The sequence below is a fragment of the Citrobacter sp. Cpo061 genome (genome assembly GCF_030332845.1).
Classification (GTDB): Bacteria; Pseudomonadota; Gammaproteobacteria; order Enterobacterales; family Enterobacteriaceae; genus Citrobacter; species Citrobacter portucalensis.
In genome coordinates this window covers 368308-386162 of the sequence record NZ_JAOWHB010000034.1, presented here as the reverse complement: position 1 = coordinate 386162, position 17855 = coordinate 368308, and the positions used below count along the sequence as shown (strand labels likewise).

At 50.0% G+C, this 17855-nt stretch carries 14 protein-coding genes and 1 tRNA gene; 6 read left to right on the top strand and 9 right to left on the bottom strand.

The annotated features are described in order from the left end of the window. The first annotated feature begins 68 nt into the window (after window positions 1–68). Entirely contained in the window at window positions 69–899 is an 831-nt protein-coding gene (locus tag OGX97_RS05370; RefSeq protein WP_235125641.1) for a topoisomerase II, read from the top strand. 26 nt (window positions 900–925) lie between these two features. On the opposite strand, the gene OGX97_RS05365 is transcribed toward OGX97_RS05370, so the two are convergent. The 4 genes from OGX97_RS05365 to pepA all read right to left on the bottom strand — a co-directional run bounded on the left by OGX97_RS05365 (window position 926) and on the right by pepA (window position 6558). Then, on the bottom strand, window positions 926–1429 hold the full coding sequence (locus OGX97_RS05365; RefSeq protein WP_003025856.1) for a GNAT family N-acetyltransferase: 504 nt from the start codon (window positions 1427–1429) through the stop codon (window positions 926–928). A 206-nt stretch (window positions 1430–1635) separates the two neighbouring features. Beyond that, a complete protein-coding gene (locus OGX97_RS05360; RefSeq protein ID WP_008786064.1) occupies window positions 1636–4491 on the bottom strand; it encodes a valine--tRNA ligase in 2856 nt (951 codons plus the stop codon). Beyond that, the gene (holC, locus tag OGX97_RS05355) at window positions 4491–4934 is read right to left on the bottom strand and encodes a DNA polymerase III subunit chi (protein WP_279850988.1); all 444 of its coding nucleotides are present in this window, start codon (window positions 4932–4934) and stop codon (window positions 4491–4493) included. The genes OGX97_RS05360 and holC overlap by 1 nt, the downstream gene beginning before the upstream one ends. Window positions 4935–5046: 112 nt before the next feature. Further along, complete coding sequence (pepA, locus tag OGX97_RS05350; RefSeq protein WP_003025870.1) at window positions 5047–6558, bottom strand: leucyl aminopeptidase; 1512 nt, start codon at window positions 6556–6558, stop codon at window positions 5047–5049. A 153-nt stretch (window positions 6559–6711) separates the two neighbouring features. Here pepA and OGX97_RS05345 point away from each other — a divergent pair, with 153 nt between their 5' ends. The 3 genes from OGX97_RS05345 to lptG all read left to right on the top strand — a co-directional run bounded on the left by OGX97_RS05345 (window position 6712) and on the right by lptG (window position 9007). Continuing rightward, the gene (locus OGX97_RS05345) at window positions 6712–6762 is read left to right on the top strand and encodes a hypothetical protein (protein ID WP_212723231.1); all 51 of its coding nucleotides are present in this window, start codon (window positions 6712–6714) and stop codon (window positions 6760–6762) included. 62 nt (window positions 6763–6824) lie between these two features. Next, the gene (lptF, locus tag OGX97_RS05340) at window positions 6825–7925 is read left to right on the top strand and encodes an LPS export ABC transporter permease LptF (RefSeq protein ID WP_032942200.1); all 1101 of its coding nucleotides are present in this window, start codon (window positions 6825–6827) and stop codon (window positions 7923–7925) included. Continuing rightward, entirely contained in the window at window positions 7925–9007 is a 1083-nt protein-coding gene (gene lptG / locus OGX97_RS05335; RefSeq protein WP_008786067.1) for an LPS export ABC transporter permease LptG, read from the top strand. Before lptF ends, lptG begins: the two co-directional genes overlap by 1 nt. 103 nt (window positions 9008–9110) lie before the next feature. On the opposite strand, the gene OGX97_RS05330 is transcribed toward lptG, so the two are convergent. Next, on the bottom strand, window positions 9111–10613 hold the full coding sequence (locus tag OGX97_RS05330) for a helicase HerA-like C-terminal domain-containing protein (protein WP_279850989.1): 1503 nt from the start codon (window positions 10611–10613) through the stop codon (window positions 9111–9113). A 147-nt stretch (window positions 10614–10760) separates the two neighbouring features. Continuing rightward, complete coding sequence (gene ahr, locus OGX97_RS05325; RefSeq protein ID WP_048236253.1) at window positions 10761–11780, bottom strand: NADPH-dependent aldehyde reductase Ahr; 1020 nt, start codon at window positions 11778–11780, stop codon at window positions 10761–10763. Window positions 11781–12000: 220 nt separating this feature from the next. Between ahr and OGX97_RS05320 the strand changes: the two genes are divergently transcribed. Continuing rightward, window positions 12001–12085 (top strand) — tRNA-Leu (locus OGX97_RS05320). 163 nt (window positions 12086–12248) lie between these two features. Next, window positions 12249–13508, top strand: coding sequence for a tyrosine-type recombinase/integrase (locus OGX97_RS05315; protein ID WP_279850990.1), 1260 nt, complete (start codon window positions 12249–12251; stop codon window positions 13506–13508). A 32-nt stretch (window positions 13509–13540) separates the two neighbouring features. Here the strand turns inward: OGX97_RS05315 and OGX97_RS05310 are convergent, their stop codons facing one another. The 3 genes from OGX97_RS05310 to OGX97_RS05300 form a co-directional block, all read right to left on the bottom strand. Beyond that, window positions 13541–15211 carry an ATP-dependent helicase gene (locus OGX97_RS05310; RefSeq protein ID WP_006810295.1) on the bottom strand — a complete coding sequence of 557 codons (1671 nt, stop codon included), beginning with the start codon at window positions 15209–15211 and terminating at the stop codon, window positions 13541–13543. Then, window positions 15201–17186 carry an ATP-dependent nuclease gene (locus OGX97_RS05305; RefSeq protein WP_006810294.1) on the bottom strand — a complete coding sequence of 662 codons (1986 nt, stop codon included), beginning with the start codon at window positions 17184–17186 and terminating at the stop codon, window positions 15201–15203. The genes OGX97_RS05310 and OGX97_RS05305 overlap by 11 nt, the downstream gene beginning before the upstream one ends. Before the next feature lie 395 nt (window positions 17187–17581). After that, the gene (locus OGX97_RS05300) at window positions 17582–17854 is read right to left on the bottom strand and encodes an ogr/Delta-like zinc finger family protein (protein ID WP_006810293.1); all 273 of its coding nucleotides are present in this window, start codon (window positions 17852–17854) and stop codon (window positions 17582–17584) included. Between the last annotated feature and the right edge of the window lies 1 nt (window position 17855).

Sequence of the window (17855 nt, the reverse complement as noted above, 5' to 3'; positions counted from 1 at the left end):
TAATAATCAAAACACACGAAGGGGAAATATATCCCCGTAACAGAGATGATTTGGCATAAGGATGGTTAATGAACTGGGCACACGTTTTGTTGGCAGGTTATATCGGGGCGGTGATTGCTATCGTCGTCGGCATGTTTCGCAAAAAAGGTTGGCTGGGCAAGATCTCCGGCGCGGTGGTCTTTGTGGTGGCGGTTATCGCGTGGAATCTGTTTGATGTGCACTACCTGATCCCACGCGAAAGCCCGGATTATGGTCTGACCGAAGAGCAGCAGTTTGAAAAGGCGATGCTCTCCAATCCGGCGTTTCAGGTGATTAAGGAGCAGGAACCTGAGCTGACACAAAAAATTATCAGCCAGGCTGCGCAGATGAAGAAAGCAGGGAGTAGCGAACAGCAGGTTATCGACGCGATACAGCCGCAAATTCTTCAGTTGCAAATGGCAAGATTGCAGCAGGCGCCAGATGCCAATGTCATTGAATATATGAAAATTAACCTTGAGCAGATCGCTGCTGTGGCCAAAATCGGTGATGACGAATGCTTCCGCTTTCTGTTTCCGGCAGTGAAAGGGGGGATTAACCCGGCACGTCTGGTTCCGCATGAGATCATGAACCGTCGTATGGCGAGTGATATGAGTATGATGCGTGCTGCCTATGGTCCGAACAAACATACGGTCACGGCAGAAGAGAAACAGCTGGCGTTGCAGGATCTGCAAGCAATAAGCCCTGGGCTAGTACAGCGCTATGGGCCGGATATTCAGATCATGGCCGATCCGACTAAAGCGATCGGCAAAGAGAAGATTGCCTGTGAGATAGTGCAGGATCTCTGGTCACAGGTGCTGAAGCTGCCAACCGCTCGCGCGGCTGGCGTTATTCGACTGATGCTCTCAGCCGAGATGCAGTAACGTGGCTAAAGCCTCTCGGCGTAAGGTCAGAGGGGCTTTAACATCCGCACTTCACAATCCACGTGCCCGGTACAGCCCAGCGCTTCGCTGATATGCTCAAAGCCTAAATGCTCATACAGGCGGATTGCCTCAGTCAGAAACGCTGTGGTCTCCAGATAGCACTGTTTAAAACCCTGCTCGCGGGCATGTTCGAGCGCCATCAGCGCCAGTTTTTTCGCCAGCCCCTGACCGCGCGCGCTCGACAGGAAGTACATCTTTTGCAGCTCGCAAATGTCCGGTTCACTACATCCTAATGGTGCAACACCGCCACCGCCCACGACTTCACCATTTTGCTCAACCACCCAGTAGGCCGCGCCCGGCTGGCTGTAAACCTGGAACAGTTCGTCCAGATTAGGGTCGGCAACGGTATACCCCTTATCGGCGGTAAGCCCGTATTCAGCGGAAACTTTGCGGATAACGCGGGCAATTGCGGCGTTATCATCGGCAGAAATTCGGCGCAGCGTTGCCGCGACGGAGGTAATGGCACTCATAGCGAACTCATGACATAAAAGTGAGACATATGCAGTTAATACCACTGCGGTGAGGGGAAGCGCAAGCGAGGATAATTCAATAAAAAGCCTCTGAGCATATGCGTCAGAGGCTTTATCGTCTGTGGTGTCGGATGCGCTACGCTTATCCGACCTACGATGACGGTGCCCGTTTGCCGGATAAGCGCAGCGCTATCCGGCATAGGCAATTACAGCGCGGCGATGACCGCCTGCTGTTCAATCAGCTTCGCTTTAGCTTCTGCGTAACCATCCAGCTTCTCACGCTCTTTGGCGATGACTGCTTCCGGTGCGCGGGCAACGAAACCTTCGTTGGAAAGTTTGCCTTCGATACGGGCAATCTCGCCTTCGATTTTCGCCACTTCTTTCGCCAGACGTGCCAGCTCATCTTCTTTGTTGATGAGGCCAGCCATCGGGATCAGCAGTTCGGCGCCGTCGATGATTTTGGTCACGGAGACCGGACCTTTGTCATCGGCTGGCAGCACGGTAATGCTTTCCAGACGTGCCAGGTTCAGCAGGAAGCTGCGGTTGTCGTTCACGCGACGCATCGCATCAGCGCTGCAACCACGCAGCAGCAGCTCCAGCGGTTTGCCCGGGGCGATGTTCATTTCCGCACGGATGTTACGTACGGCGACGATCGCCTGCTTCAGCCATTCGGTATCGGCCAGCGCGGCTTCATCAACCTGCGCTGCGTTATATTCCGGGAACGGCTGCAGCATGATGGTATCTGCAGTGTTGCCACAAATCACTTTCACGCGCTGCCAGATGGTCTCGGTGATGAACGGAATGATTGGGTGCGCCAGGCGCAGCAGACCTTCCAGCACGGTAACCAGCGTATTGCGAGTGCCGCGCAGTTCAGATTCGGAACCACCGTTCATGACCGGCTTGGTCAGCTCCAGATACCAGTCGCAGAACTGGTTCCAGGTGAACTCGTACAGAATGCCCGCGGCGATATCGAAGCGGAAGTTATCCAGCGCTTCGCGGTACGCTTTGATGGTCTGGTTGAATTCAGCGAGGATCCAGCGGTCCGCCAGAGACAGGGTCATTTCGCCGCCGTTGAAGCCGCAATCCTGATCTTCGGTGTTCATCAGCACGAAGCGGCTGGCGTTCCACAGCTTGTTACAGAAGTTACGGTAACCTTCCAGACGCTTCATGTCCCAGTTGATATCGCGACCGGTAGAGGCCAGCGCTGCCAGGGTGAAACGCAGGGCGTCGGTGCCGTGCGGCTCGATGCCGTCCGGGAACTGCTTCTCGGTACGCTTGGCAATTTTCTCAGCCAGCTGCGGCTGCATCATGTTGCCGGTACGTTTCTCCAGCAGTTCTGCCAGAGATATACCGTCGACCATATCCAGCGGGTCAATCACGTTGCCCTTGGATTTGGACATCTTCTGGCCTTCGTCGTCACGGATAAGACCGGTCATGTAGACGGTCTTGAACGGAACCTGCGGCTTGCCGTTTTCATCTTTGATGAAGTGCATGGTCATCATGATCATGCGGGCAATCCAGAAGAAGATAATGTCGAAGCCGGAAACCATCACGCTGGTTGGGTGGAACTGACGCAGCGCATCGGTGTTTTCCGGCCAGCCCAGCGTAGAGAAGGTCCACAGTGCAGAAGAGAACCAGGTATCGAGAACGTCTTCGTCCTGGCGCAGCGCAACGTCGGCGCCGAGGTTGTTTTCCTGACGCACTTCGTCTTCGGTACGGCCAACGTAGACGTTGCCGTCGTTGTCATACCATGCCGGGATACGGTGACCCCACCACAGCTGACGGGAAATACACCAGTCCTGAATATCGCGCATCCAGGAGAAGTACATGTTTTCGTACTGCTTCGGTACGAACTGGATGTCGCCATTCTCAACCGCTTCAACCGCCGGTTTTGCCAACACGTCGGCACGGACGTACCACTGGTCGGTCAGCATCGGTTCGATAACCACGCCTCCACGGTCGCCGTAAGGTACGGTCAGGTCGTGCGGTTTAATTTCTTCCAGCAGGCCCAGCGCATCAACGGCGGCAACCACCGCTTTACGCGCAGCAAAACGTTCCAGCTTCTGGAACTCAGCCGGGATTTCATTGGAGTAAACGTCGGACTCTTCGCCTTTGGTGTCGTACACTTCCGCGGTTTCGCGGATGTCGCCGTCAAAGGTCAGAATGTTGATCATCGGCAGGCCGTGACGTTTCCCGACTTCGTAGTCGTTAAAGTCGTGCGCCGGGGTGATCTTCACGCAGCCGGTGCCTTTTTCCATGTCGGCGTGTTCATCGCCGACGATCGGAATGCGACGGTTAACCAGCGGCAGGACAACGAATTTGCCGATCAGATCTTTGTAGCGCGGATCTTCCGGGTTAACGGCTACGCCGGTATCACCCAGTACGGTTTCCGGACGGGTGGTGGCGACGACCAGGTAATCTTTACCGTCTGCGGTTTTCGCGCCGTCAGCCAGCGGATAGCGGATGTGCCACATGGAGCCTTTAGACTCGCGGTTTTCCACTTCCAGATCAGAAATAGCGGTGCGCAGTTTCGGGTCCCAGTTGACCAGACGCTTGCCACGGTAGATCAGATCTTCTTTGTACAGGCGAACAAAGACTTCTTTCACGGCATTGGAAAGACCTTCGTCCATAGTGAAGCGCTCGCGCTCCCAGTCAACGGAGTTGCCGAGACGGCGCATCTGACGGGTAATGGTGCCGCCGGATTCCGCTTTCCACTGCCAAATTTTGTCGATAAACGCTTCGCGACCGTAGTCGTGACGGGTTTTACCTTCTTCAGCGGCAATCTTACGCTCAACCACCATCTGGGTAGCGATACCCGCGTGGTCGGTACCGGCCTGCCACAGGGTGTTTTTACCCTGCATGCGCTGGTAGCGAATCATGGTATCCATGATGGTTTGCTGGAAAGCATGACCCATATGCAAACTGCCGGTGACGTTCGGCGGCGGGATCATGATGCAGAAGGACTCTTTGCTTTCATCGCCGTTAGGTTTGAAATAGCCCTGCTTTTCCCAGTGCTCGTAAAGCGGCTGTTCGATATCTTGTGGGTTGTATGTCTTTTCCATTATTTCCAGGTTGCCGTATTCAGGTTAAAACCAGCCACGCGGTAAGCTTTGTAGCGATCGCGTGCCGATTGTTTCAAAGAATCTTCGTAAGGAACGAAGTCTATCACTTCTGTGAAAGCGGTGGCAAAATCTGCAAAGCCAACGCGCAAACTGATGAGCAGGTCGCGCGGGCTGCTATTGCGTTTCTCCGGCCAGGCAATCTCTACCGGCGCGCCACCTCTGGGGCCTTCTCCCGCCAGATTGTGCGGAACAAAACTTTCTGCCGGTCTCGCCCACAGGGCTTCATCCAGTCGAAGAGCCTGCTTTTCATTTTCACAGGCGATCAGCACGCGCTTGCCAGCACGCCAACGTTCTGCGGCAATTTCACACACCAGTTGTTCAACGGCGCTTAAGCCATCGACGGTGTTGGCATTGTCCAGAATATAGAACGTTGCGTTTCTCATGATATGGGGCTTCTTGTTGTGGATTTAAATGCAAAGCCGGGTGGCGCTACGCTTACCCGGCCTACGGTTGAGTGATGTTGTAGGCCGGGTAAGGCGCACCCGGCGTTTTACATCACTCTTCGCCGTTAAAACCGGCACGATTGAGCAGGAACTGCGACAGCAACGCGACCGGACGACCGGTTGCGCCTTTGGCTTTCCCTGAACGCCATGCGGTACCGGCGATATCCAGGTGCGCCCAGTTGTACTTACGGGTAAAGCGTGACAGGAAGCAGCCCGCGGTAATGGCACCGCCAGGACGTCCGCCGATGTTCGCCATATCCGCAAAGTTGGACTCTAACTGCTCCTGGTATTCATCACCCAGCGGCAAACGCCATGCGCGGTCACCAGCCTGCTCGGACGCACCGATCAGCTCATGCGCCAGCGGGTTGTGGTTAGACATCAGGCCAGTGATGTGATGGCCCAGCGCAATCACGCACGCGCCGGTCAGGGTTGCGACGTCAATCACTGCTTCTGGCTCAAAGCGCTCGACGTAGGTTAACACGTCGCACAGCACCAGACGGCCTTCGGCATCCGTATTGAGCACTTCAACGGTCTGTCCAGACATCGTGGTCAGCACGTCGCCTGGGCGATACGCACGGCCACCCGGCATGTTTTCACAGCCCGCCAGCACGCCGACAACGTTGATGGGGAGCTGAAGCTCGGCCACCATGCGCATCACGCCGTATACCGCTGCTGCGCCGCACATGTCGTACTTCATCTCATCCATGCCTTCGGCAGGTTTGATGGAGATACCGCCGGAGTCAAAGGTTAACCCTTTACCGACCAGCACAATCGGACGCGCGTCTTCGGACGGATTGCCTTTGTACTCGATGACCGACATCAGCGACTCGTTCTGCGAGCCGTGACCGACGGCCAGATAAGAGTGCATGCCCAGCTCTTTCATCTGCTGCTCGCCGATCACTCGGGTCACAACATTTTTGCTGTAGCTGTCTGCCAGCTGGCGCGCCTGAGAGGCCAGGTAGGCGGCGTTACAGATGTTCGGCGGCATGTTGCCAAGATCTTTTGCCGCTTTAATGCCGGCGGCGATCGCCAGACCGTGTTGGATCGCACGCTCACCGCTGGTCAGTTCGCGGCGGGTCGGCACGTTAAAGACCATTTTACGCAGCGGGCGACGTGGCTCGCTTTTGTTGGTCTTCAACTGATCAAAGCTGTACAGCGTTTCCTGTGCCGTCTCAACGGCCTGACGCACTTTCCAGTAGTTATTGCGCCCTTTGACGTGCAGCTCAGTCAGAAAGCAGACGGCTTCCATTGAGCCTGTATCATTCAGGGTATTGATGGTTTTCTGAATGACTTGCTTGTACTGGCGCTCATCAAGTTCGCGCTCTTTGCCACACCCAATAAGGAGAATTCGCTCAGACAGAACGTTAGGAACATGGTGCAGCAACAGGGTTTGACCCGGTTTGCCTTCCAGTTCGCCGCGACGCAGCAGTGCGCTGATGTACCCGTCGCTGATCTTGTCGAGCTGCTCTGCAATCGGAGAGAGGCGGCGTGGTTCAAAGACACCCACGACGATGCACGCACTCCGCTGTTTCTCCGGGCTACCGCTTTTTACACTGAACTCCATGCACTACGCTCCTGAATCTTAAAGACAACGGCGGTGGCTACGGATAGAATTGCAAGCTTTCGTAACTCATACCCGCTGTTGCGGTGACTTCGTGTTAATCTTAACGTTATTACGGCATTGGCACGTCAGAACAATTTCTGAGAGGTGGATCCGTTGAGTATAATGATCTTAGCGACGATTTCGACGACTCAAGAGAATAAATGACGTTTAAGCCATGAAACAAGCTAAATTCCGGCAAAAGACGGGTTTTTACGGGCGTATTTAAAGTGATAATCATAAGATATCTGGTTCGGGAAACGCTCAAAAGCCAACTTGCGATCCTATTCATCCTGCTTTTGATCTTCTTTTGTCAAAAGTTGGTCAGGATCCTTGGTGCGGCGGTTGACGGTGATATCCCGGCAAATCTGGTGCTCTCGCTGCTGGGGCTGGGCGTGCCAGAAATGGCGCAACTTATCTTGCCCTTAAGCCTGTTCCTCGGGCTGTTGATGACGCTGGGCAAACTGTATACCGAAAGCGAAATTACGGTCATGCACGCCTGCGGGCTGAGCAAGGCAGTGCTCGTGAAAGCGGCGATGGTGCTGGCGCTGTTTACCAGTATTATTGCGGCGGTCAACGTGATGTGGGCCGGGCCGTGGTCCTCCAGACATCAGGACGAAGTCCTGGCGGAGGCGAAAGCGAACCCCGGTATGGCGGCGCTTGCTCAGGGGCAATTCCAGCAGGCGACCAACGGCAGTTCGGTGCTGTTTATCGAAAGCGTTGACGGCAGCAACTTCAAAGACGTGTTCCTCGCGCAAATCCGCCCGAAAGGCAACGCTCGTCCTTCGGTCGTCGTAGCCGATTCCGGACATCTTACCCAGATGCGTGATGGCTCTCAGGTCGTGACGCTGAACCAGGGGACGCGCTTTGAAGGTACCGCGCTGCTGCGCGATTTCCGCATTACCGACTTCCAGGATTATCAGGCGATTATCGGTCATCAGGCCGTGGCACTGGATCCAAACGATACCGACCAGATGAACATGCGTACGCTGTGGACGACCGACACCGATCGTGCCCGCGCGGAGCTGACCTGGCGTATCACGTTAGTATTCACCGTATTTATGATGGCGCTGATGGTTGTACCGCTGAGCGTGGTGAACCCGCGTCAGGGGCGCGTGCTGTCGATGCTGCCAGCAATGCTGCTCTATTTGCTGTTCTTCCTGGTTCAGACGTCGCTGAAGTCGAACGGCGGTAAAGGTAAGCTGGATCCAGTGTTCTGGATGTGGACGGTTAACCTGGCATATCTGGCGCTGGCGATTGTGCTTAACCTCTGGGATACGGTGCCGATGCGCCGCTTGCGTGCCCGTTTTATGCGTAAAGGAGCGGTATAATGCAGCCTTTTGGTGTACTTGACCGCTATATCGGTAAAACCATTTTCACCACCATCATGATGACGCTGTTCATGCTGGTGTCGCTCTCCGGGATCATCAAGTTCGTTGACCAGCTGAAAAAAGCCGGGCAGGGGAGCTACGATGCGATGGGCGCCGGGCTGTATACCCTGCTCAGTGCGCCGAAAGATATCCAGATCTTCTTCCCGATGGCGGCGCTGCTGGGGGCATTGCTGGGGCTGGGCATGCTGGCCCAGCGCAGTGAACTGGTGGTGATGCAGGCTTCCGGCTTTACCCGTATGCAGGTGGCGTTGTCGGTGATGAAAACCGCGATTCCGCTGGTGCTGCTGACGATGGCTATCGGCGAATGGGTCGCGCCACAAGGCGAACAGATGGCGCGTAACTACCGTGCGCAGCAGATGTACGGCGGCTCGCTGCTCTCTACTCAGCAGGGGTTGTGGGCGAAAGACGGTGACAGCTTTGTCTACATCGAGCGGGTGAAAGGCGACGCCGAATTAGGCGGGATTAGCATCTACTCGTTTAACGACAAGCGCCGTCTGCAGTCTGTACGCTACGCTGCGAGCGCGACGTTTGACCCGGAGCAGAAGGTCTGGCGTTTGTCGCAGGTGGATGAATCCAACCTGACCGATCCGAAGCAAATCACCGGCTCGCAAACGGTGAGCGGCACCTGGAAAACCAACCTGACACCCGACAAGCTCGGCGTTGTGGCGTTGGATCCTGATGCGCTGTCGATTAGCGGTCTGCATAACTACGTGAAGTACCTGAAGTCGAGCGGCCAGGATGCCGGACGCTACCAGCTCAATATGTGGAGCAAAGTCTTCCAGCCGCTGTCTGTAGCGGTCATGATGCTGATGGCGCTGTCGTTTATCTTTGGTCCGCTGCGTAGCGTCCCGATGGGCGTGCGCGTGGTGACAGGGATTAGCTTTGGCTTTGTGTTCTATGTGCTGGACCAAATCTTTGGCCCGCTGACGCTGGTGTACGGCATTCCGCCGATTATCGGTGCGCTGCTGCCAAGCGCCAGCTTCTTCCTGATAAGCCTGTGGCTGATGCTGCGTAAGTCGTAATCACAGTAATCGTAGGCCTGATGGCGTTGCGCTTTTCAGGCCTACTCCGGACCCGTAGGCCGGAGTAGGCGTTTACGCCGCCATCCGGCAACGTAACACGGGGCTAGCGTTTTCTCCCGCCCATCAAACTCCCCAACATGCCGCGGATTATCTGATTGGTAACCTGTCGCGCCGCGCTTTTCGCCACGCTCTGCACTACGCCATCGCGCTTACCGCCGCGCGGTCCGGTGCTGCCAAACAGAATATCCTTCAACCCACCGAGAATACCGCCGTCCACATCGACAGCTTTACCGTTGGCGGGAGGCGTATTTTGCTGCTCGGTACTGGCCTGCACGCCTTGCTGTAAACGTTCATAGGCGGACTCGCGGTCGATCTCTTCTTCATATTTACCGTGCAACGAAGAGTGATTAATCAGCCCGTTGCGCTCGTCGTCCGTCACCGGCCCCATCCGTGAGCATGGCGCAATCACCATTGCTCGTTCAACCACCGACGGGCTGCCTTTGGCATCCAGAAACGACACCAGCGCCTCACCGGTTCCCAGCTCCTGAATGGCTTTTTCGGTATCAAATGCCGGGTTGGCGCGCATGGTTTGCGCCGCGCTTTTCACCGCTTTCTGATCTTTCGGCGTGAACGCGCGCAGGGCATGTTGCACACGGTTTCCCAACTGACCAAGCACGTTGTCCGGAATATCCGACGGGTTTTGCGAGACGAACCACACACCGACCCCTTTCGAGCGGATCAGGCGGATCACCTGTTCGATTTTATCCAGCAGCACCTGCGGAGCATCGTTGAACAGCAGGTGCGCTTCATCGAAGAAAAACACCAGTTTTGGTTTTTCCAGATCGCCCGCTTCCGGCAGCTGTTCGTACAGCTCGGAGAGCATCCACAGCAGGCTGGCGGCGTACAGTTTGGGCATCTGATAGAGCTTCTCGGCGCTGAGGATATTAATCATCCCTTTGCCGTTGGCATCGGTACGCATCCAGTCTTTGATGTCCAGCATCGGTTCGCCAAAGAAGTGTGCCGCGCCCTGTTGCTCCAGCGATAGCAGCCCGCGCTGGATCGCCCCGACCGAGGCGCTACTGATATTGCCGTACTGATTCTGGAAGGATTTAGCGTTATCGCCAATGTACTGGGTGATAGCCCGCAGGTCTTTGAAATCGAGCAGCAACAGACCCTGGTCATCGGCAATACGGAAGATAATATCCAGCACGCCGGACTGCACGTCGTTGAGGTTCAGCAGACGGGCCAGCAGCAGCGGACCGAGGTCAGATACCGTGGCCCGCACGGGATGACCTTTTTCGCCGAAGATATCCCACACCGTGACCGGATTAGCATGCGGTTGCCAGTCAGTAATACCGATATTTTTCAGGCGGGCGAGCAGCTTGTCAGAGGCTTGTCCTTCCTCGGCTACGCCGGTCAAGTCACCTTTCACATCGGCCATAAATACCGGAACGCCAATCTCGGAAAGCGATTCGGCCAGCTTCTGTAGCGTGACGGTTTTACCGGTCCCGGTCGCGCCGGTAATCAGCCCGTGACGGTTGGCCATGCCTGGCAGTAAAAACAGTTCGGTGTCCGGCGTGCGGGCAATTAGCAGGGGTGCGCTCATTGAGATTTCCTCCATTTATCCTGCCTGGAGTATAGGCAACCGTGACGCACTCTTCACCGCTAAATTGCGGAGATTGTGAGGAGAATTTAACCTGTCTGGAATAGCGGGGAGAATAGCCGGGAAGCTTACGCCACCCGGCAAAGACGATCAGAAGTCTGCTTTAAGCACTACGCGGTAGCGGGCCTTACCGTCACGCACGTGCTGGATAGCTTCGTTAATTTGCGACATCGGGTACAGTTCGGTGGTGGGCGACACCTTGCTGCGCCCGGCAAATTTCATCAGCTTGCGCAGCTCGAACGGCGTACCGGTCGCCGAACCGGAGATGCTGCGATCTCCGGCTATTAAGGTGAACGCCGGAACCGGCAGCGGCTTCAGCACCGCGCCGACGGTATGGAAGTTACCGCCGTAGGCCAGCGCTTCAAAATAGGGCTGCCAGTCGAGATCGACGTTAACCGTATTAATAATGAGATCGAACTGGCCCGCCAGCGCTTTTAGCGCATCCGGATCGCGGCTGTTGACCACCTTATCCGCTCCCATCGCCAGCACTTCCTGCTCTTTCGCCGGATTGGAGCTGAACGCGGTCACTTCGCAACCCATCGCGTGTAACAGCTTAATGGCGATATGCCCCAGGCCGCCGATGCCGATCACCCCGACGCGGCTGGTGGCGGTGATATGGTGCATCAGCAGCGGTTTGAACACCGTGATGCCGCCGCACAGTAATGGGCCAGCTGCCGCCAGATCGATACTCTCCGGTAGCGGGATCACCCACTGCCAGTCGGCCCGCAGCTTCTCAGCAAAGCCACCGCGATTAAGAATTGTGGGGACAGACCCTTCCAGACAGTTAATCTGATTGCCGCTGATACAGGCATCGCAGTGCCCGCAGCTGCGTGCCGTCCAGCCAACGCCGACGCGCTGACCAACCTTCAGACCTTTATCCTGCGCCGCGCTGCCGAGCGCCGCCACGCGACCAATCACCTCATGCCCGGCAACCAGCGGATACTGAGAGAATCCCCATTCGTTGTCGATCATCGACAAATCGGAATGGCAGATACCGCAGTAATCGACCTGGACTTCGACATCTTCCGGCTTAAGCTCGCCCGCATCATATTCATAGAGTTCGAGTTCGCTGCCCGCCGCTTTTGCAGCGTAGCTTTTTATCATCGACATCGTGTTTCCCTCAGTATGGTGTTGAACTGGAAGTGTAGAGCATGGGGAAACGGGACGCTTCGCAGAAGGGGGGATTAAGGAGGGGGCAAACTGTGATGAGGGTTACAGCTAAGAAAGGTAATGCTGAAATTTTCAACACTTAGCGAGCCAGACACACGCTGGCGCTTGCATGGTGGCGCATGACAGGTATAATCCACAACGTTTTCCGCATCCCTTCCGTGCCGGAGTGGCGAAATCGGTAGACGCAGTTGATTCAAAATCAACCGTAGAAATACGTGCCGGTTCGAGTCCGGCCTTCGGCACCATTAGTACTTCCAAGACCATCCGAGAAAGTCTAACTATCCCTTTAAAATCAATGCTTGCAGCGATTTTTACGTCCTGCGTCGTCCGAGGTTGTCCGTTGAAATCCGGATGTCATTGGGGGCATAATTGGGGGCATCTTAACTTCGATTAGAAATGTGCCCCCAAATGAAGCTCAACGCCAGACAGGTCGAGACCGCAAAGCCAAAAGACAAAACCTACAAAATGGCCGATGGTGGCGGTTTGTATCTTGAGGTTTCGGCCAAAGGTTCCAAATACTGGCGCATGAAATACAGACGTCCCTCTGACAAAAAAGAGGATCGCCTCGCTTTTGGTGTTTGGCCTACTGTGACGCTTGCTCAGGCAAGAGCAAAACGCGATGAAGCTAAAAAGCTTTTAGTGCAGGGCATAGACCCAAAAGCCGAACAGAAAGAAGCTCAGGCCGCGAATTCGGGGGCATATACTTTTGAAACTATCGCCCGAGAATGGAATGCCAGTAACAAGCGCTGGAGTGAAGACCATCGATCGCGCGTTCTTCGCTATCTTGAGCTTTATATCTTCCCTCATATTGGTTCGTCCGACATTCGGCAGCTTAAAACTAGCCACCTGTTAGCCCCGATTAAAAAAGTTGATGCCAGTGGCAAACACGATGTCGCTCAGCGCCTGCAACAGCGCGTCACGGCCATTATGCGTTATGCCGTACAGAACGATTACATCGACTCAAATCCAGCCAGCGATATGGCCGGTGCACTATCGACAACCAAAGCGCGACATTACCCTGCTTTACCTTCTAGCCGGTTCCCTGAGTTTCTTGCACGTCTTGCTGCATATCGTGGCCGTGTAATGACACGGATCGCGGTCGAGCTTTCTTTGCTAACTTTTGTGCGTTCCAGTGAGCTACGTTTTGCGAGATGGGATGAGTTCGACTTTGATAAATCTCTCTGGCGTATACCTGCAAAGCGAGAGGAAATAAAAGGTGTGCGTTACTCGTATCGTGGCATGAAAATGAAAGAGGAGCATATCGTTCCGCTTAGTCGGCAGGCGATGGTTTTGTTAGAGCAGCTTAAGCAGATTAGTGGCGATAAAGAGCTGCTGTTCCCTGGAGATCATGACGCAACTAAGGTTATGAGTGAAAACACGGTAAATAGTGCATTGCGTGCAATGGGATATGACACGAAAACTGAGGTATGTGGGCATGGGTTCAGAACGATGGCGCGTGGTGCATTGGGGGAGTCAGGGCTATGGAGCGATGATGCGATCGAGCGCCAGTTGAGCCACTCAGAGCGTAATAATGTGCGTGCTGCTTATATTCATACTTCTGAGCATTTGGATGAGCGTCGTTTGATGGTGCAGTGGTGGGCAGATTTTCTATATTCCAATAAATCACGTTCTATATCTCCTTATGACTTTGCTAGAGAAGGATCATAAAATATGATACTTCTCTATGAGATACTTTGCGACTAATGTAAGTGGAGTATAAACCCGCATTTGTCGATTAAATTATCCCTTAATTTTGAAGTGATTTCTTGACTGGTTTTTTTTCTGCCACCAGATATAAAGTCTCTATAATCTGATTGTGTTATTAATATCTCTTCTTTAGCTCTAGTAAACGCCACATACAGAACGCATCGCTCTTCGAAGTTATCATCAGAATAATTCCAGAAAGCCTCGTCCTCGAAACCAATTAGTATCACGGCTTTATACTCAAGCCCTTTGCATTTATGTATGTTCATTATTTTTAATGATTGCTTCCCACAGAAATTCATCACAATTGTTTCTCTGTCAATATTATTTGAGTATATTTTATGAAGTTGTTTAGCTAACTCCGTCCAAATGTATTTTGTATGTTCAACTGATTTGTGTTGTGGCCATTTGCTCTTTATTAGATTGAGGCCTATGTGATCAATTATATTTGTTATAAAATCTAAAACATTCTTATAGTCGTTGAAAGCCGTAGCTTTTTTAGTAGTTGAAAAATAATCAATAAACGTTATTAACTTATTATTATCAGAGTCATTGTTCTCATCTATTATGTTCAGTTCTATATATAGATTTAACAACTCAGACCAAGCCTTAGGTGATTTTATCAATGCACATTCGAGGATTAAACTAAAGATAATTCCTAATGGATCTGCTATCGCATCCTGAAAAGTATCATAAACAATATTACTGATGCCTTTATTATTTAATCGATCACATAATTTAGCACTGTAGTTGCTTGATTTTTGTCGGGTGAGTATACATATGTCTTCTGGTGAAAATCCAGATGCAATTTTATTTAATACATAGTCAGTTATGAATTCCGACTCATTGATATCATCATTAAAATGATGAATTGTGCAGTTATTATTTTTATGTGGTGTTATCTGATTAAATACTCCTTTTTCGACAAAAGGTTGAAAGTGGCTTAAGAATTCTTTTATTTTAACGCCGGCTCTAAAATTACTAATTAGTAATTTTCTTTTAGGTTTAAAATCTGTCTCTACTAGTCGATATATTTCAGGATAAGCTTGAGCAAAAAGCATAATGCTTTGATTTAGATCTCCTACACAAATAATTTTTACTTGGCTATTCAAGAATAATAATGAAATAAGCTCATACTGCTGTAATGTGGTATCTTGGAATTCATCAAGAAAAATATGAGTAAAACATTCCTGATATAAAATCGGAATTTTTCCATTGTTTTTTATTATTGCTGACGCATATTTAATTACATCACTAATATGAACTTTGTTTTTATCGCTCTTACCCTTGAATATAACATCATATCCTGCATTAGGTCTTATGTTTTCATCAAGTGATAATCTGAATCTATCGACGATAGATTTAGCAAAGGAATGATAAGTCTTAGATAGAAATCTGTCATTTGCCTCAGGTGAGCGCTTTAATACTCTATCTTTGACATTTTTACTAGCTTCGTTTTTGAATGTTAGGAAAAGAATTTTCTTAGGCCAAGGGCAAATATCATGCTCTAAAAGATAAATGGTTTTTTGAGCAAGCATCTCAGTTTTACCAGCCCCAGGCCCTGCTAGTATTGATAATGAGTCTTGTTCATAAATAATACTTTCTAACTCATTAGTTTTAACAATGAATTCTTCTGGATTCCATTGTGGTAAAGAATTATCTACCATGGCTAATCTCTCCCACTCTTTCTACTAATTCTTTAAGAACGCTTGGCATCCTTTCGACAAGTGATCCCTTTATTTTATTAATAAGCCGTATGTGAGAGGCTGGTTTGCTTTTACTGCCAAGGAATCTATAATTATACCAAACAAATTTTGTTAAATAACCATTATCATGTTTATAATTTTTATTCCCTTTGTTTCCATCTTTAAGGACTTGTTTTATTATGTCATTTTCAATTATTTTTTCTTGCTTCAAAACCTCTGGTCCCCTTTCATTGTTTTCTGAATCTATTTCACAATAAATTTCAGGAAACGAATTAATCATCATATAGTCTATATCTAAAGGAGCAGAGAAAAATATATTATGCTTTTTTAACTCGTCGACAATATTTACTTCTTTTCCATCTTTGTAACATATTGTAAAAGTTAATGGATCTTGCTCCGAGTCCCAATTAGGTAATCGGTCAAGCATCTCAGAATGTAAATAAGTTACATTCCTATGAGAGGATAATTGTTTTATGGCATATTTGATTCTTTCAAATCCTCCACCATTTCTTCCTAGGTCGAGATCTAATAATGTTATGTAAGGTACTTTTAAAGACTCAAGTAAGCGCCAGAAATGATTTACATGCCTACCACCTAAAGGAGCAATTGCAATATTTTTACTATCTGCGTCAAAGTTATAAGATTCAAATATTTTGGGTAGTATTACCTGCTCACTATCACCCTCCACTAAAATTACAAGACTAGCAAAATATATTTCAGGATATGATTTGACCGCTTCATTTATAAATTTAAATTTCTCATCGGATTTCAACGGTAGTTCTAATTTATTTATAACACTACAAGTGTTTTTCAAGGAAAAATGTCGAACCTGTTCAGGTTCTATTCTGGACATTATAGAGGTTGAATGCGTAGACATTACCATTTGGAATGAATCTTTCTCGGCATAGTTGGAAAATAACTTTATTATCCTACCGAGATAATGAGGTGATAAATGGTTTTCTGGTTCTTCTAATGAAATTAAGCTAAATATTGGGAGTCTTAATTTTGATTTATCAAAACTATATTCACCTTTAGCCGCGTGTTTTATTTTTATTTCCACGTTAAATAATGCATTGATTATTGCAAGATACATCAGGGATCTTTGACCATCACTAAGTAATTCAGCCGATATAATTGCACCTTGTTCATTGGGACTTAAGAATAAAGTAACTAACTTCATCAAGTCATCTATCGAGTTTAGAGGGAAGTCTAATTGGGCATTTGAAAGTACACTCTCTTTATAAAGTGTTGACCATCCACTATTAATGGACTCTGATATTAAACTTATCTCTTTGTTTTTCTTCGCGATGGCAATCAGTTCTAATGCTTTCTCTTTATACTCGTCCCTAGCATTTTCATCCCAGTTAATCGCTTTCATTAACTTACCCAAAACCGCTGATGAGGAGTAAGTTAATTGTTTTAATGGATCTCTGGTCGCAGGTACGTAATGGATTTGAATTGAATTTCGAATCAATGGTGATAATTTTATTTTGCAATCATCGCTGGGAGTTTCTGAGATATCTGTAATGATATAGATGTTTTCATCTATATCGCCGACATCTGAAAATTCATAACTTAATGATGCTTCAAGTCGGACCCTAAAGATTACATCCTCTCCGTCATCGAGTGTCATTTGTTCTATTAACGAAGGGATACTTACATCATCTTTTATTTTGCCGAAAGCAAATGTGACATCTATGAAGAGATTTTTAATTTGGGTTTGATCATCTTCGTTTTCAACATGAAATTCAGAAGGATATATGGTTCGGAATGAATTTGAAACACTGAATAATTTATTTAGTGCATCAAGAATTGCACTCTTTCCGGTTCCATTGTTACCTATGAATACTGTTCTGTCTTTTTCAAATGAAATTTTTTGTGGTTCATTATATGAAAAACTTTTAAAACCACCGATAGTCATATTTTTTAAATGCATGGATTAGAACCTTGTAATGTATTTGCACCGTAAAATAACTGCTTGGCTAAATTAATTAAAAGAAGATTATTCAATGCTGTATCAAAACTACATCGTAGCTGAAGCTATATTAAACCTACTTTTGGGAGAAACTCAATATTAAACTACATAATTACAAAATCACCAACGTGCACAGCCCCGCCCGCCTGCCCGCTTCGCTTAACAGACTGGTTTTCATGCACCCCGTAAATCGTCTCAGAAGCCACCACACAAGGGCTTTCGCGTCAAAAATGGCGCATGAGACTCATGCGTTTTCATGCGCCATAGATATGCACTCATACGCTCTCAGGCCAGCCAGGGAACAGGCGTAAAAAATCCCGGTACTGGACCGGGACTTCGTGGGCGTATTTTGCTAATCAGACAGGAATTTGCTGACGGTTTGACAGCTTTGATGCGGAGCCATAGCGATTGAGAGTTTGCTGCTGTTTTTCCGGCATTTTTGCTTTGTCTGATTCCTGTTCATTGCGTCGAGGCTTCATAATGATCGTATCCACGCTTTCCAGTGCGGTAAATGTGCAGGAACATTCCAGATTCTGGCACTGATACCATGAGCGTTTAACCGACGGAGCTTCATAGGCGCTGGTTCTGGCGTGAGCGACCGCGCCACATTCAGGACACTTCAGGGCCATA

What these genes read in the sequence shown, in the direction of transcription:
- OGX97_RS05370 (WP_235125641.1), top strand. Translation starts at nt 69, where the DNA reads ATGAACTGGGCACACGTTTTGTTGGCAGGTTATATCGGGGCGGTGATT.
- OGX97_RS05365 (WP_003025856.1), bottom strand. Translation starts at nt 1,429, where the DNA reads ATGAGTGCCATTACCTCCGTCGCGGCAACGCTGCGCCGAATTTCTGCC.
- OGX97_RS05360 (WP_008786064.1), bottom strand. Translation starts at nt 4,491, where the DNA reads ATGGAAAAGACATACAACCCACAAGATATCGAACAGCCGCTTTACGAG.
- holC (WP_279850988.1), bottom strand. Translation starts at nt 4,934, where the DNA reads ATGAGAAACGCAACGTTCTATATTCTGGACAATGCCAACACCGTCGAT.
- pepA (WP_003025870.1), bottom strand. Translation starts at nt 6,558, where the DNA reads ATGGAGTTCAGTGTAAAAAGCGGTAGCCCGGAGAAACAGCGGAGTGCG.
- lptG (WP_008786067.1), top strand. Translation starts at nt 7,925, where the DNA reads ATGCAGCCTTTTGGTGTACTTGACCGCTATATCGGTAAAACCATTTTC.
- OGX97_RS05330 (WP_279850989.1), bottom strand. Translation starts at nt 10,613, where the DNA reads ATGAGCGCACCCCTGCTAATTGCCCGCACGCCGGACACCGAACTGTTT.
- ahr (WP_048236253.1), bottom strand. Translation starts at nt 11,780, where the DNA reads ATGTCGATGATAAAAAGCTACGCTGCAAAAGCGGCGGGCAGCGAACTC.
- OGX97_RS05315 (WP_279850990.1), top strand. Translation starts at nt 12,249, where the DNA reads ATGAAGCTCAACGCCAGACAGGTCGAGACCGCAAAGCCAAAAGACAAA.
- OGX97_RS05310 (WP_006810295.1), bottom strand. Translation starts at nt 15,211, where the DNA reads ATGGTAGATAATTCTTTACCACAATGGAATCCAGAAGAATTCATTGTT.
- OGX97_RS05305 (WP_006810294.1), bottom strand. Translation starts at nt 17,186, where the DNA reads ATGCATTTAAAAAATATGACTATCGGTGGTTTTAAAAGTTTTTCATAT.
- OGX97_RS05300 (WP_006810293.1), bottom strand. Translation starts at nt 17,854, where the DNA reads ATGGCCCTGAAGTGTCCTGAATGTGGCGCGGTCGCTCACGCCAGAACC.